The organism is Plasticicumulans sp., from assembly GCF_035331805.1.
Taxonomy (GTDB): Bacteria; Pseudomonadota; Gammaproteobacteria; order Competibacterales; family Competibacteraceae; genus Plasticicumulans.
The window spans coordinates 1-13423 of record NZ_DAOLKE010000071.1; the positions used below are offsets into that span (position 1 = coordinate 1).

15 protein-coding genes are annotated in these 13423 nt (G+C 67.8%); 14 read left to right on the plus strand and 1 reads right to left on the minus strand.

All coding sequences use genetic code 11. From position 1 onward, the window contains the following. Positions 1-168 precede the first annotated feature (168 nt). The 13 genes from rsmG to glmU all read left to right on the plus strand — a co-directional run bounded on the left by rsmG (position 169) and on the right by glmU (position 11205). Positions 169-804: a 16S rRNA (guanine(527)-N(7))-methyltransferase RsmG gene (gene rsmG, locus PKE44_RS07300; RefSeq protein ID WP_324549576.1), complete on the plus strand. Its 636-nt coding sequence runs from the start codon at positions 169-171 to the stop codon at positions 802-804. A gap of 25 nt (positions 805-829) precedes the next feature. After that, entirely contained in the window at positions 830-1618 is a 789-nt protein-coding gene (locus PKE44_RS07305) for a ParA family protein (RefSeq protein WP_324549578.1), read from the plus strand. Positions 1619-1632: 14 nt separating this feature from the next. Beyond that, the gene (locus PKE44_RS07310; protein ID WP_324549580.1) at positions 1633-2562 is read left to right on the plus strand and encodes a ParB/RepB/Spo0J family partition protein; all 930 of its coding nucleotides are present in this window, start codon (positions 1633-1635) and stop codon (positions 2560-2562) included. Between the two features lie 159 nt (positions 2563-2721). Continuing rightward, positions 2722-3102, plus strand: a complete 381-nt coding sequence (locus tag PKE44_RS07315; RefSeq protein ID WP_324549582.1) for an ATP synthase subunit I — start codon at positions 2722-2724, stop codon at positions 3100-3102. Beyond that, on the plus strand, positions 3099-3872 hold the full coding sequence (gene atpB / locus PKE44_RS07320) for a F0F1 ATP synthase subunit A (RefSeq protein WP_324549584.1): 774 nt from the start codon (positions 3099-3101) through the stop codon (positions 3870-3872). The genes PKE44_RS07315 and atpB overlap by 4 nt, the downstream gene beginning before the upstream one ends. A gap of 84 nt (positions 3873-3956) precedes the next feature. Next, entirely contained in the window at positions 3957-4241 is a 285-nt protein-coding gene (atpE, locus tag PKE44_RS07325) for a F0F1 ATP synthase subunit C (RefSeq protein ID WP_110018197.1), read from the plus strand. A 46-nt stretch (positions 4242-4287) separates the two neighbouring features. Next, the gene (locus PKE44_RS07330) at positions 4288-4758 is read left to right on the plus strand and encodes a F0F1 ATP synthase subunit B (RefSeq protein WP_324549589.1); all 471 of its coding nucleotides are present in this window, start codon (positions 4288-4290) and stop codon (positions 4756-4758) included. Between the two features lie 18 nt (positions 4759-4776). Further along, the gene (locus PKE44_RS07335) at positions 4777-5331 is read left to right on the plus strand and encodes a F0F1 ATP synthase subunit delta (protein WP_324549591.1); all 555 of its coding nucleotides are present in this window, start codon (positions 4777-4779) and stop codon (positions 5329-5331) included. Positions 5332-5347: 16 nt separating this feature from the next. Further along, on the plus strand, positions 5348-6889 hold the full coding sequence (atpA, locus tag PKE44_RS07340; protein WP_324549593.1) for a F0F1 ATP synthase subunit alpha: 1542 nt from the start codon (positions 5348-5350) through the stop codon (positions 6887-6889). A gap of 12 nt (positions 6890-6901) precedes the next feature. After that, positions 6902-7768 carry a F0F1 ATP synthase subunit gamma gene (atpG, locus tag PKE44_RS07345; protein ID WP_324549595.1) on the plus strand — a complete coding sequence of 289 codons (867 nt, stop codon included), beginning with the start codon at positions 6902-6904 and terminating at the stop codon, positions 7766-7768. Between the two features lie 69 nt (positions 7769-7837). Next, positions 7838-9214 (plus strand): F0F1 ATP synthase subunit beta, encoded by a 1377-nt coding sequence (atpD, locus tag PKE44_RS07350; RefSeq protein ID WP_324549597.1) that lies wholly within the window; start codon positions 7838-7840, stop codon positions 9212-9214. Positions 9215-9288: 74 nt separating this feature from the next. Further along, positions 9289-9714: a F0F1 ATP synthase subunit epsilon gene (locus PKE44_RS07355; RefSeq protein WP_324549599.1), complete on the plus strand. Its 426-nt coding sequence runs from the start codon at positions 9289-9291 to the stop codon at positions 9712-9714. A 96-nt stretch (positions 9715-9810) separates the two neighbouring features. Beyond that, on the plus strand, positions 9811-11205 hold the full coding sequence (glmU, locus tag PKE44_RS07360) for a bifunctional UDP-N-acetylglucosamine diphosphorylase/glucosamine-1-phosphate N-acetyltransferase GlmU (RefSeq protein ID WP_324549601.1): 1395 nt from the start codon (positions 9811-9813) through the stop codon (positions 11203-11205). Between the two features lie 17 nt (positions 11206-11222). Here the strand turns inward: glmU and PKE44_RS07365 are convergent, their stop codons facing one another. Continuing rightward, entirely contained in the window at positions 11223-11720 is a 498-nt protein-coding gene (locus PKE44_RS07365) for a hypothetical protein (protein WP_324549603.1), read from the minus strand. A gap of 132 nt (positions 11721-11852) precedes the next feature. Here PKE44_RS07365 and PKE44_RS07370 point away from each other — a divergent pair. Next, positions 11853-13423: site-specific DNA-methyltransferase (locus PKE44_RS07370; RefSeq protein WP_324549605.1), on the plus strand; the 1571-nt coding region annotated here is incomplete at its 3' end.

The following is a 13423-nucleotide window of genomic DNA, read 5'->3' on the forward strand; positions in this document are numbered from 1 at the left end:
CGGTTCGCCGGGCGGCTGCGCAAGCTCGTGCTGCTCAACCTCGGCTTCGGCACGCTGGTCGTGCTGGCCGCGGCGCTGGCCCGCTACGGTCACTGAGCCGTCGCCGGCCGCCCGCGGCGGCCGTGATACACTCCGCCGGCTCGTCCGCTGCCGTCCCCGATCGCCCGCATGAAGCTCGAAGACGCTCTCGCTGACGGCCTCGGCCGCCTCGGCCTGTGCCCGCCGTCGCCGGCCATCACCGCACTCGCCGCCTATCTGCGCCTGCTCGAACAGTGGAACCGCGCCTACAACCTGACCGCCGTGCGCGAGCTTGGCGACATGGTGGCGAAGCACGTGCTCGACAGCGCCGCGGTGCTGCCGTGGCTGCACGGTGCGCGCGTGCTCGATGTCGGCAGCGGCGCCGGCCTGCCCGGCATCCCGCTGGCGATCCTGAGCCCGGAGCGCGACTACGTGCTGCTCGACGGACTCGGCAAGCGCACGCGCTTCCTGACGCAGGTGGTGCTGGAGCTGAAGCTCGCGCACGTGCAGGTCGTGCAGGCGCGCGTCGAGGACTGGCAGGCACCGGCGCCGTTCACGAGCGTGATCTCGCGGGCTTTCGCGGCCCTGCCGGAGTTCGTCGAACTCGCCGGGCCGCACTGCGCGAGCGACGGCCGGCTGCTGGCGATGAAGGGCCAGCTCGACGCTGCCGAGACCGCCGCGGTTCCGCCCGGCTGGCGGTTGCGGGCGACACACCGGCTCGACGTGCCGGGCATCAACGGCGAGCGTCATCTGCTCGAACTCGAACCGCTCGCTGCGGCCGCCTGAATTCTTCATCACCGGTGATTCACGCATGGGCAAGGTCATCGCCATCGCGAACCAGAAGGGCGGGGTCGGCAAGACCACCACCGCCGTCAACCTCGCCGCCGCCCTCGCCGCCGCCAAGGCGCGGCTGAAGATCATCCTGATCGACCTCGATCCGCAGGGTAACGCCACCATGGGCTGCGGCATCGACAAGCACGGCGCCGAGGCGACGATGACCGAGGTGCTGCTCGGCGAGACCTCGATCGGCGAGGCGCTGGTGTACTCGGAATCGGCCGGCATCCAGGTGCTGCCGTCCAACGGCGACCTGACCGCCGCCGAGATCGGCCTCGCGACCCGCGAGCAGGGCGCGTTCCGCCTGCGCGAGACGCTCGCGGCGATCCGCGGCAACTTCGATTACATCGTCATCGACTGCCCGCCGTCGCTGAACATGCTGACGATCAACGCGCTGACCGCCGCCGACAGCATCCTGATCCCGGTGCAGTGCGAGTACTACGCGCTCGAAGGCCTGTCCTCGCTGCTGTCGACGATCGAGCACGTGCGCGCCAGCACCAATCCGCAACTCCATATAGAAGGACTGCTGCGCACGATGTTCGATGCCCGCAACCGCCTCGCCAACGAGGTCTCCGGCCAGGTGCTCGAACACTTCGCCGGCCAGGTCTATGACGCGATCATCCCGCGCACCGTGCGCCTGGCCGAGGCCCCGAGCTACGGCCAGCCGATCATCGTCTACGACCCGGCCTCGCGCGGCGCCGAAAGCTACCGCGAACTGGCGCGCGAGGTGCTCAAGCGCGCCCGCCGCCCGGCCGCCGCCGTCTGAGGAGCATGCAGCACATGGCGATCAGGAAGGGCGGACTGGGCCGCGGACTCGATGCGCTGCTCGGCGCGGCACGCAGCCTGCCGGCGCAGACACCGGCAGCGACACCGGCAACGCCGGCTGACGGCGAAGAAGCGCAGGCGGACGGCCTGCTGCGCCGGCTGCCGGTCGAACTCGTCGGACGCGGACGCTGGCAGCCGCGGCTCGACATCGACGCCGGTGCGCTGGAGGAACTCGCCGCGTCGATCCGCGCGCAGGGCGTCGTGCAGCCGATCGTCGTGCGGGCACTCGATGACGGGCGCTACGAGATCATCGCCGGCGAGCGGCGCTGGCGGGCCGCGCAGCTCGCCGGCCTCGCCGAGATCCCGGCGCTGGTGCGCGAGGTGCCCGATCACGCGGCGCTCGCGATCGCGCTGATCGAGAACATCCAGCGCGAGGACCTCAACCCCCTCGAAGAGGCACTGGCCCTGCGCCGGCTGATCGACGAGTACGACCTGACGCACCAGGCCGTCGCCGATGCGATCGGCCGCTCGCGGGCCGCGGTCTCGAACCTGCTGCGCCTGCTCGAACTCGCGCCCGAGGCGCGCGAGCTGCTGCGCAGCGGCCGCATCGAGATGGGCCACGCCCGCGCGCTGCTGACGCTGCCGTCCGCGCTGCAGGTCGAGGCGGCGCGTCAGGTTGCGCTGCGCGGACTGAACGTGCGCGAGACGGAAGCGCTGGCGCGGCGGCTGAGCGGCACAACGGCCGCTGCGGGGCATCCGCAGGCGGCGCCCGACCCCGACGTGCGCCGCCTGCAGGATCGACTGTCCAGCCGGCTCGGCGCACGCGTGCAACTGCGTCACGGCAATGGCGGCAAGGGCAGTTTGGTCATTCATTACAATACCTTGGATGAACTCGACGGCATCATCGCGCACTTCGGGCAGGATGACTTTCCGTTAAGTTCTTGATTGACCGGTGCGCCACGCACTTTTATAATGCGCGCCGCGTTTGCGGGACGCCCGGCCTGGAGCATGTTGCCATACGAAACGCCGTTTTCAAATAACGGAACGGCGAGATCGGACGACAACAGTATCCCGGCTACCAGAAGCGACAAGAAAACCGAGCTCATGGGCGTCAACAAGGCAACGCAAAGGATACTTGCTGTTCAGTTTGTGGTTACGTTGTCGGCCGTGCTGATCGCGGCCGTTTTCGGCGATGCGAAAACGGTACGTTCAGCAGGTGCGGGCGGGGGGATCGGTTTCGCCGTCACAGCGTGCTTTGCCTTTCTCGTGTTTCGCGTGCGCCCCGGCGCCGCGGCCGGGAAAATGGCGCGTGCGCTGTTTCTGGGCGAAGCGGTCAAATTCGTGCTCACGGTGCTGCTGTTTGCGGCGGCACTGGTGTTCATGGATCTGGCATTCATGCCCTTCATCCTCACCTATGCGGTGACGCTGGCAGCTTACTGGCTGGCTCTACCTCTGACTTTGGACGCTTCGGTGAAGATGCTATGAGTGCAGGTGCAGGTCCTCATTCCGCTTCGGAATACATCATTCATCACCTCCATCCGATGTCCGTCGGCGAGGGTTTCTGGACCCTTCACCTCGACACGATCTTCTTCTCGCTCGGACTCGGCCTGCTGTTCCTGTACCTGTTCCGCAAGGCGGCCGTGAATGCCACGTCCGGCGTGCCGGGCGGGCTGCAGAATTTCTGCGAAATCCTCGTCGAATTCGTCGATGGCCAGGTCAAGGATTCATTCCACGGTCACAACCCGGTCATCGCGCCGCTGGCGCTGACGATTTTCGTCTGGGTATTCCTGTGGAATTCCATGGACCTGCTGCCGGTCGACCTGCTGCCGGCCATCGGTCAGCTGTTCGGCATCCCGTACCTGCGCGTCGTGCCGTCGACCGACCTGAACTCGACCTTCGGCCTGTCGATCAGCGTGCTGTGCCTGATCTACTACTACAGCATCAAGGTCAAGGGCGGTCACGGTTTCGCGCACGAGGTGCTCGGCCATCCGTTCGGCATCAAGGCTGCGCCGGCCAACCTGCTGCTGCGCATCGTCGAAGACCTTGCCAAGCCGATTTCGCTCGCACTGCGTCTGTTCGGCAACCTGTATGCCGGCGAACTGATCTTCATCCTGATCGCGCTGCTGCCGTGGTACGTCCAGCCCTTCCTCGGCTGGCCGTGGGCGGTGTTCCATATCCTGGTCATCACCCTGCAGGCCTTCATCTTCATGACCCTGACGATCGTGTACCTGTCGATGGCGCACGAGGATCACTGACCGGGTCGGAAGTCGTAGTCGGTAAGTAAACCTCAGTCCCTTTGTTTCAACTCAATCCAATCCCGCTTCACGTCTGGAGGAAAAATGGAAATCGCCAAGCTCGTTGCTGACGTCCAGGGCATGACCGTCATTGCCGTTGCTCTGATCCTGGGTCTGGGTGCGCTGGGTACCGCCATCGGCTTCGCGCTGCTCGGTGGCAAGTTCCTGGAAGGCGCCGCGCGTCAGCCGGAAATGATCCCGACCCTGCAGGTCAAGATGTTCATCGTCGCCGGCCTGCTCGACGCGGTGACCATGATCGGCGTCGGTATCGCCCTGTTCTTCACGTTCGCGAACCCCTTCCTCGGCCCGGTCCAGGCTCTGGCGCACTAATCCGAAGGCCATCCGGGTTCCATGACCCGTACAAGGGGGAAATGACGTGAATATCAATGCCACGCTCATCGGGCAGATGATCACGTTCGCCCTTCTGGTGGTCTTCACGATGAAGTACGTATGGCCTCCGATCATGAAGGCCATGCACGATCGCCAGAAGCGTATTGCCGAAGGTCTGGCTTCCGCTGAACGCGGCGTCCACGAGCAGGAACTGGCCAAGGCCCGTGCTGCCGAGATGCTGAAGGAAGCCAAGCAGCAGGCGGCCGAGATCATCGGCCAGGCCCAGAAGCGGGCCAACGAGATCGTCGAGCAGTCCAAGCACGAGGCGCAGGCCGAAGGCGAGCGTCAGCTGCACGCGGCCAAGGCCGAGATCGATCTCGAGTTCAACCGTGCCCGCGAGCAGTTGCGTGGCCAGGTGGTCAGCATCGCCGTTGCCGGTGCCGGCAAGGTCCTGAAGCGTGAAATCGACGCCCAGGCCCATGCCAAGCTGCTCGACGATCTGGTCGCTCAGCTCTGACAACGGACGGGACTACCCATGGCTGAAACGACAACTGTCGCACGCCCCTACGCCCGCGCTGCGTTCGAGCACGCCCAGGCCAGGAAGGGCGGCTTGAAGAAGTGGTCGGAAGTGCTCGCGGCGGCTGCGGCCGTCGCGGCCGATCCGGCCATGCAGAACGCCTTCGCCGATCCGGCCCTCACGGTGCCCGAGCGTGCGGATGTGTTTCTGGACGTGGTGCGCTCGGTGGCCGGCGACAAGGCGGTCTCCGAGGATTTCGGCAACTTCGTCCGCCTGCTGGCGGAGAACCGGCGCCTCGTGCTGCTGCCCGACATCGTCGCGATGTTCGAGGCACTGAAGGCCGAGGCCGAGAAGTCGATCCGCGCCGAGGTGGTCTCGGCCTTCCCGATCGGCGACGAACAGAAGACCCGCCTTGCAGCCGCGCTCAAGCAGCGGCTGCAGCGCGAGATCGAACTGGAAGTCACGGTCGACGAATCGCTGATCGGCGGCGCGATCATCCGGGCCGGGGACGTGGTCATTGACGGTTCAGCTCGGGGCCAGCTGGCGAACTTCGCCACCGCCCTGCGCCAGTGAGGGGAATTGAAGGCTTATGCAACTGAATCCTACCGAAATCAGTGAACTGATCCGGAGCCGCATCGAGAAGTTCGAGCCGTCGGCCGAGGCACGCACGGAAGGCACGATCGTCAGCCTCACCGACGGCATCGTCCGCATTCACGGTCTCGAGAACGTGATGCAGGGCGAGATGATCGAGTTCCCGGGCAGCACCTTCGGCCTCGCCCTGAACCTGGAGCGCGACTCCGTCGGTGCGGTGGTGCTCGGCGCCTACGATCACCTGTCCGAGGGCGACAAGTGCTTCTGCACCGGCCGCATCCTCGAAGTGCCGGTCGGCCCCGAACTGCTCGGACGCGTCGTCAACTCGCTCGGCGCGCCGATCGACGGCAAGGGCCCGATCAACACCTCGCTGAGCTCGCCGGTCGAGAAGGTCGCCCCGGGCGTCATCGAGCGCCAGTCGGTCAGCCAGCCGGTGCAGACCGGCCTCAAGGCGATCGACGCGATGGTCCCGGTCGGCCGCGGCCAGCGCGAGCTGATCATCGGCGACCGCCAGACCGGCAAGACCGCCGTGGCGATCGACGCGATCATCAACCAGAAGGGCACGGGCGTTAAGTGCGTCTACGTCGCGATCGGCCAGAAGAACTCGTCGATCGCCGCCGTGGTGCGCAAGCTCGAAGAGCACGATGCGATGGCCCACACCATCGTCGTCGCCGCCGGTGCCTCCGATCCGGCCGCCATGCAGTACCTGGCCGCCTACTCGGGCTGCGCGATGGGCGAGTACTTCCGCGACCGCGGCGAGGACGCGCTGATCGTCTATGACGACCTGTCCAAGCAGGCCGTCGCCTACCGCCAGATCTCGCTGCTGCTGCGCCGTCCGCCGGGTCGCGAAGCCTATCCGGGCGACGTGTTCTACCTGCACTCGCGTCTGCTGGAGCGCGCCTCGCGCATCAACGCCGACGAAGTCGCGCGCCTGACCAACGGCGAAGTCACCGGCAAGACCGGCTCGCTGACCGCACTGCCGGTCATCGAGACGCAGGCCGGCGACGTGTCCGCGTTCGTGCCGACCAACGTCATCTCGATCACCGACGGCCAGATCTTCCTGGAAACCGACCTGTTCAACGCCGGCATCCGGCCCGCGATCAACGCCGGTCTGTCGGTGTCGCGCGTCGGCGGTGCGGCGCAGACCAAGGCGGTCAAGAAGCTCGGCGGCGGCGTGCGTCTGGCGCTCGCGCAGTACCGCGAACTCGCGGCCTTCGCGCAGTTCGCCTCGGACCTCGACGATGCGACCCGCAAGCAGCTCGAACGCGGTCAGCGCGTCACCGAGCTGATGAAGCAGAAGCAGTATTCGCCGCTGTCCGTCGGCGAAATGGCGATCTCGCTGTTTGCGGCCGACAAGGGCTATCTGGACGACGTGCCGCTGAACAAGATCGGTGACTTCGAATCGGCGCTGATCGCGTACATGAACGCGAACCAGAGCGAGCTGATGAAGAAGGTCAACGAGACCGGCGACTACAACGGCGAAATCGAAGCGGCCTTCGCGAAGGGCGTGGAAGATTTCAAGGCCAACCACGTCTGGTAAGCGGGTGTCAGCATGGCCGGTGCCAAAGAGATTCGAACGAAGATCAAGAGTATCAAGAATACTCAGAAGATCACTCGTGCCATGGAAATGGTTGCGGCGAGCAAGATGCGCAAGGCTCAGGAACGCATGTATGCGGCCCGGCCCTACGCGGAGAAGATCCGCACCGTCATCTCGCACCTGGCCCATGCGCACACCGAGTATCGCCCCCCGGCCCTGATGGACCGGCCCGACGTGAAGCGGGTCGGTTACATCGTGATCTCCACGGACCGCGGTCTGTGCGGTGGCCTGAACACCAACCTGTTCAAGGCCACCGTGCAGTCGATGCGCGAGTGGCAGGCCAAAGGGGTGGAAAGCGAACTGTGTACGGTCGGCACCAAGGCTGCGGGCTTCTTCCGCCGTCTGGGCGTGAAGGTCGCTGCCACCGTGTCGCACCTGGGTGACACGCCGCGGATCGAGGATCTGGTCGGCAGCGTGAAGGTCATGTTCGACCGCTTCCGCGAAGGCGAGATCGACCGCATCTACCTCGTGCATAACGTCTTCCTGAACACGATGACGCAGAAGCCGAGCGTGGAGCTGCTGGTGCCGGTCTCGGCGCGCGTCGAAAAGGTCGATGCTCCGCACCGCTGGGATTACCTGTACGAGCCCGATGCGACGGTGCTGCTGGACACCCTGCTGGTCCGCTACGTCGAATCGCTGGTGTATCAGGGACTCGTCGAGAACGTGGCCTGCGAAATGGCGGCGCGCATGATCGCGATGAAGTCGGCCTCGGACAACGCCGGCAGCCTCATCGACGAATTGCAGCTCGTCTACAACAAGGCGCGTCAGGCGGCAATCACGCAGGAGCTTTCCGAGATCGTGGCGGGCGCCGCGGCCGTTTGATCCATCGGGCTGCCATCGCAGGTTTCGAGAGTCTTCGAGAATCAGCAGAGTCTTAAGGGGAACCCTCTAATGAGTTCTGGAAAGATCGTACAAGTCATCGGCGCCGTCGTGGACGTCGAGTTCCCGCGCGGTGCGGTGCCGAAGATCTATGACGCGCTCAAGATCGACGGTGCGGATCTGACGCTGGAAGTGCAGCAGCAGCTCGGCGACGGCATCGTGCGCGCCATCGCGCTCGGTACCTCCGACGGCCTGCGCCGCGGCATGGTCGCCAACAACACCGGTGCGGCGATCAACGTGCCGGTCGGCAAGGCGACGCTGGGCCGCATCATGAACGTGCTCGGCACCCCGATCGACCATCAGGGTCCGGTCGGCGCCGAGACGACCTGGGCGATCCACCGCAAGGCTCCGGCCTACGAGGAACAGTCCGGTTCCACCGACCTGCTCGAAACCGGCATCAAGGTCATCGACCTGCTCTGCCCGTTCGCGAAGGGCGGCAAGGTCGGCCTGTTCGGCGGCGCCGGCGTCGGCAAGACCGTGAACATGATGGAGCTGATCCGCAACATCGCGATCGAGCACTCCGGTTATTCCGTGTTCGCGGGCGTGGGCGAGCGTACCCGTGAGGGCAACGACTTCTACCACGAGATGAAGGACTCGAACGTGCTCGACAAGGTCGCGCTCGTTTACGGCCAGATGAACGAGCCGCCGGGCAACCGTCTGCGCGTCGCGCTGACCGGCCTGACCATGGCCGAGTACTTCCGTGACGAAGGCCGTGACGTGCTGCTGTTCGTCGACAACATCTACCGCTACACGCTCGCCGGTACCGAAGTGTCGGCGCTGCTCGGGCGCATGCCGTCGGCGGTGGGTTACCAGCCGACGCTGGCCGAGGAAATGGGTGTGCTGCAGGAGCGCATCACCTCGACCAAGAAGGGCTCGATCACGTCGATCCAGGCCGTGTACGTGCCTGCGGACGACCTGACCGACCCGTCGCCGGCGACGACCTTCGCGCACCTTGACGCGACCGTCGTGCTGTCGCGCCAGATCGCCGAGCTCGGCATCTACCCGGCCGTCGACCCGCTCGACTCGACCTCGCGTCAGCTCGATCCGCTGATCATCGGCGAGGAGCACTACAGCACCGCCCGCGCCGTGCAGGGTGTGCTGCAGCGCTACAAGGAGCTGAAGGACATCATCGCGATCCTCGGCATGGACGAGCTGTCGGAAGAAGACCGCCAGGTCGTCGCCCGTGCCCGCAAGATCCAGCGCTTCCTGTCGCAGCCGTTCTTCGTCGCGGAAGTCTTCACCGGCTCGCCGGGCAAGTACGTGTCGCTGAAGGACTCGATCCGCGGCTTCAAGGGCATCATCGCCGGCGAGTACGACCACCTGCCGGAGCAGGCCTTCTACATGGTCGGTTCCATCGACGAAGCCGTCGAGAAGGCCGCCAAGCTGTAAGGCGACCCGGCGTGCCGGAGTGAATCACCCTCACTCCGGCGCGCGTCCCGACGATCCGACGAGGTAACGACGTCATGGCGATGACGCTGCATGTGGACATCGTGAGTGCCGAGAAGCAGATCTTCTCCGGCACCGCGGAGATGCTGGTCGCGACGGCCGAGGAAGGCGAACTCGGCATCCTGCCGCGCCACAGCCAGATGCTGGCCCGGCTCAAGCCCGGTCAGGTGCGCGTGAAGCTGCAGTTCGGCGAGGAGCAGGTGTTCTACGTCTCCGGCGGTCTGCTCGAAGTGCAGCCGCACACGGTGACCGTGCTTGCGGACACCGCCGAGCGTGCTGCCGACCTCGACGAGGCGAAGGCGATCGAAGCCAAGCGCCGCGCCGAGGAAATCCTCGCTGCCCGCAGCGACGAGATCAGCCTCGCCCGCGCCCAGGCCGAACTGGCCGAGGCCGTGGCCCAGCTGCAGGCGATCGAAAAGCTGCGCAAGCTGCGCAAGGCCTGATCGCCGCCTGCAAGCGGCAACCCGTATCGACCCACGCCGCGGCCCTGTCCGCGGCGTTTGCTTTTGCGGCCGTGCCGCCGCCGGAGTCCCCCGCCGATGAGCCTGTCGAGTCCCGCAAGTCCTGCGAACCTCCATGTCGTCATCCTTGCCGCCGGCAAGGGCAAGCGCATGGTTTCGGACCTGCCCAAGGTCCTGCACGCGGTCGGCGGCCGGCCGATGCTCGGGCATGTCATCGCCAGCGCGCAGCGGCTCGGTGCGGCGCGCATCGTCGTCGTGCACGGCCACGGCAGCGAGCAGGTGCTGGCGCGCTTCGGCACGGTACCCGGCATCGCCTGGGCCGAGCAGGCCGAGCAGCTCGGCACCGGCCACGCCGTCGCGCAGGCGCTGCCGGCGCTGCCGGCGGACGGGCTGGCGCTGGTGCTGTACGGCGACGTGCCGCTGGTGCGCCCTGAATCCCTGACGCCGCTGCTCGCGGCGGCCGCGGCCGGCGGCATCGGCCTGCTGACGGTCGAACTGCCGGACCCGACCGGCTACGGGCGCATCGTGCGCGATGACGGCGGCCGGGTGCTGCGCATCGTCGAGGAGAAGGACGCCGATGCCGCCACGAAGCGCATCCGCGAAGGCAACACCGGCATCCTCGCCGCACCGCTCGCGCGCCTGCGCGACTGGGTCGGGCGCCTCGGCAACGCCAACGCCCAGGGCGAGTACTACCTGACCGACATCATCGAGATGGCGGTCGGCGAAGGGCTCGCCGTCGTGCCGCACACGGTTGCCGCGCCCGAGGAGGTCCAGGGCGTCAACAACCGCGTGCAGCTCGCCGAGCTGGAGCGCTTCTACCAGCGCGCGCAGGCCGAGGCGCTGATGATCGCCGGCGCCACGCTCGCCGATCCGGCGCGCATCGACGTGCGCGGCGAGGTTTCCACCGGCCGCGACGTGCAGATCGACGTGAACGTCGTGTTCGAAGGCCGCGTCGTGCTCGGTGACCGCGTGCGCATCGGCGCGAATTGCGTGCTGCGCGACTGCACGATCGCCGACGATGTCGAGATCAAACCGTTCACGCTGATCGAGCAGGCCGAGGTCGGCACCCGCGCGCAGCTCGGCCCGTACGCGCGCCTGCGCCCCGGCACCGTGCTCGCCGAGGACACGCACGTCGGCAACTTCGTCGAACTGAAGAACTCGACGCTGGCCGCCGGCGCCAAGGCCAATCACCTGAGCTACATCGGCGACGCGACGGTCGGGGCGGCGGTCAACATCGGCGCCGGCACGATCACCTGCAACTACGACGGCGTGAACAAGAGCCGCACCGTGATCGGCGACGGCGCCTTCATCGGCTCGAACAGCTCGCTGATCGCACCGGTGACGATCGGCGCGCAGGCGACGGTCGGCGCCGGTTCGGCGATCGGCAAGGACGTGCCGGACGCCACGCTGGCGATCACGCGCGCGCCGCAGAAGACGATCACGAGCTGGAAACGGCCGGAAAAGAAGACCTGACGCCGGTGCCGGCCGGCTCAGCGCCGCCGCAGCCGCAACCAGAGCTGCGCATCGAAGGGCAGGCCGCCGCCCTCCACCGGGCAGTCCGCCAGCTGCTGCGCCGGGCGGCCCTTCAACACCTTCTCGACCGACACCGCCTGCAGCGTCCAGCCTGCGGGCAGCAGCCCGGCGAGCGGCTGCGAGGCAGCCAGCGCCTGCGCCGTCCAGGTGTTGTCGCTGCGGCCATCGCGGGCACGCCCGTGGCGCCGGTCCCAGCCGGGATCGGCAGCCGCCTGTGCCGCCAGCCCGCAGGCGAGCGCCGGATACCCGACCAGCCGCCCGAGGGCGACGGTCACGACCGGTCCGGCAGCGGCCAGCGCCTCGGCGAGCGTGCGGCGCAAGGTATCGGTGTCGAGCGCACAGCCCCCCGGAGCTTCGGGCCGGACGCTGCGCAGGCGTATCCACGCCGGTTCCCGGCGATCGACCTCGATGCGCAGCGTGCAGGCCGGATCGGCATTCGCCGCTGCCGCGACCATCAGCAGGCCGGCGAGGCCGAAGCCGTGTTGTCGTGCGTTCAGACCGCCCTCCCCCGCCGCGTGCGCGACGCTTGATCCGCCTGCTGCGGCCTGCGCTAATGCCGCCGGTCCGCTGCCGCCCCGCGCCCGCCCATGTCCCGACCTGACGCCGATTGTCCGGATGCGCTCGTGAGCGCGGCGGATCTTGCCGATCGCATCGAGCGGCTGCGCGCGCTGTTTCCGCAGGCCGTCGGCGAGCGCCTCGTCGAGGGCCGGACGCTCGCGAGCGTCGACCTCGCCCAGCTGCGCCGGCTGCTCGGCCCGCATGCCGCCGACGGGGAAGCCGACGGCTTCGGCCTGCACTGGCCGCAACGGGCAGCGGCCGCCGCGCAGATCGCCTCGCCACCGGCCGGCCGGCTGCAGCGCTGCCCCGGCGCCGGCCTCGACGAGGCGACGACGCGCAACGGCTTCATCGAGGGCGACAACCTCGACGTGCTGAAGCTGCTGCAGACCGGCTACGCCGGACGCGTCAAGCTCGCCTATCTCGATCCGCCGTACAACACCGGCCGCGATTTCATCTATGCCGACCGCCACGGCGGCGTGCGCCGCGGCGCACCGGATGCCGACCGCACGCGCCGGCACGGCGACTGGCTGAGCCGCATGTATCCGCGGCTGGCGCTGATCCGCACGCTGCTCGCCGACGACGGCCTGCTCGCGATCCACATCGACGAGCACGAGCAGCCGGCGCTGACGCTGCTGCTGCGCGAGCTGTTCGGCGAGGCCAACGAGCTCGGCATCGCGGTCTGGGACAAGCGCAACCCCAAGGGCGACGCGCGCGGCATCGCCTACCAGCATGAATCGCTGCTGCTGTACGCGCGCGACGCCGCGACGCTGCTCGCCAGGCAACCGCTGCGCCGGCCCAAGCGCCACGCGCAGCAGATGCTCGCCGCCGCCCGCACCGCCCTCGCCGCGAGTCCGACGCTCGAAGAAGCCCGCAGCCGCTACCGTGCCTGGCTGAAGTCGCAGCCGCAGCTCTCCGGCGGCGAGGCGATGTACTGGCGGCTGTCGGCCGACGGGCGCGTGTACCGGCTGGTGTCGATGGCCTGGCCGAACAAGCAGGCGCCGTCGGCCGAGTACTTCGAGCCGCTGATCCATCCGCAGACCGGCCGCCCCTGCCCGGTGCCGGTGCGCGGCTGGCGCAACCCGCCCGAGACCATGCGCCGGCTGCTCGACACCGGCCGGATCGAGTTCGGGCCGGATGAGTCGGTGCAGCCGCAGCGCATCTACTACCTCGACGAGAACCTGTACGAGAACGTGCCGTCGATCCTGCCCTACGGCGGTTCCGACGACGCCTTGCTGCGCACGCTCGGCATCCCGTTCGACCAGCCGAAGCCGGTCGACTTCGTCGCGGCGGTGATCGGCTGGTGCACGGGCGGCGACGATCTCGTGCTCGACTGCTGGGCCGGCTCCGGCACCACCGCGCACGCGGTCATGAAGCTCAACGCCGGCGACGGCGGCCGCAGACGCTTCCTGCTCGTGCAGCGCCCCGAGCCGCTCGACCCGCGCAAGCCCGGCCAGCGCGCCGCGTTCGCGTTCTGCGAGCAGCACGGACTGGCTCCGGACCTCGCCGGGCTGTGCCGCGAGCGACTGCGGCGCACGGCGGCGCTGCTGCGGGCGGAGTTTCCGGACTGGGACGGGGATGCGGGGTTCCGGGTGTGGCGCTG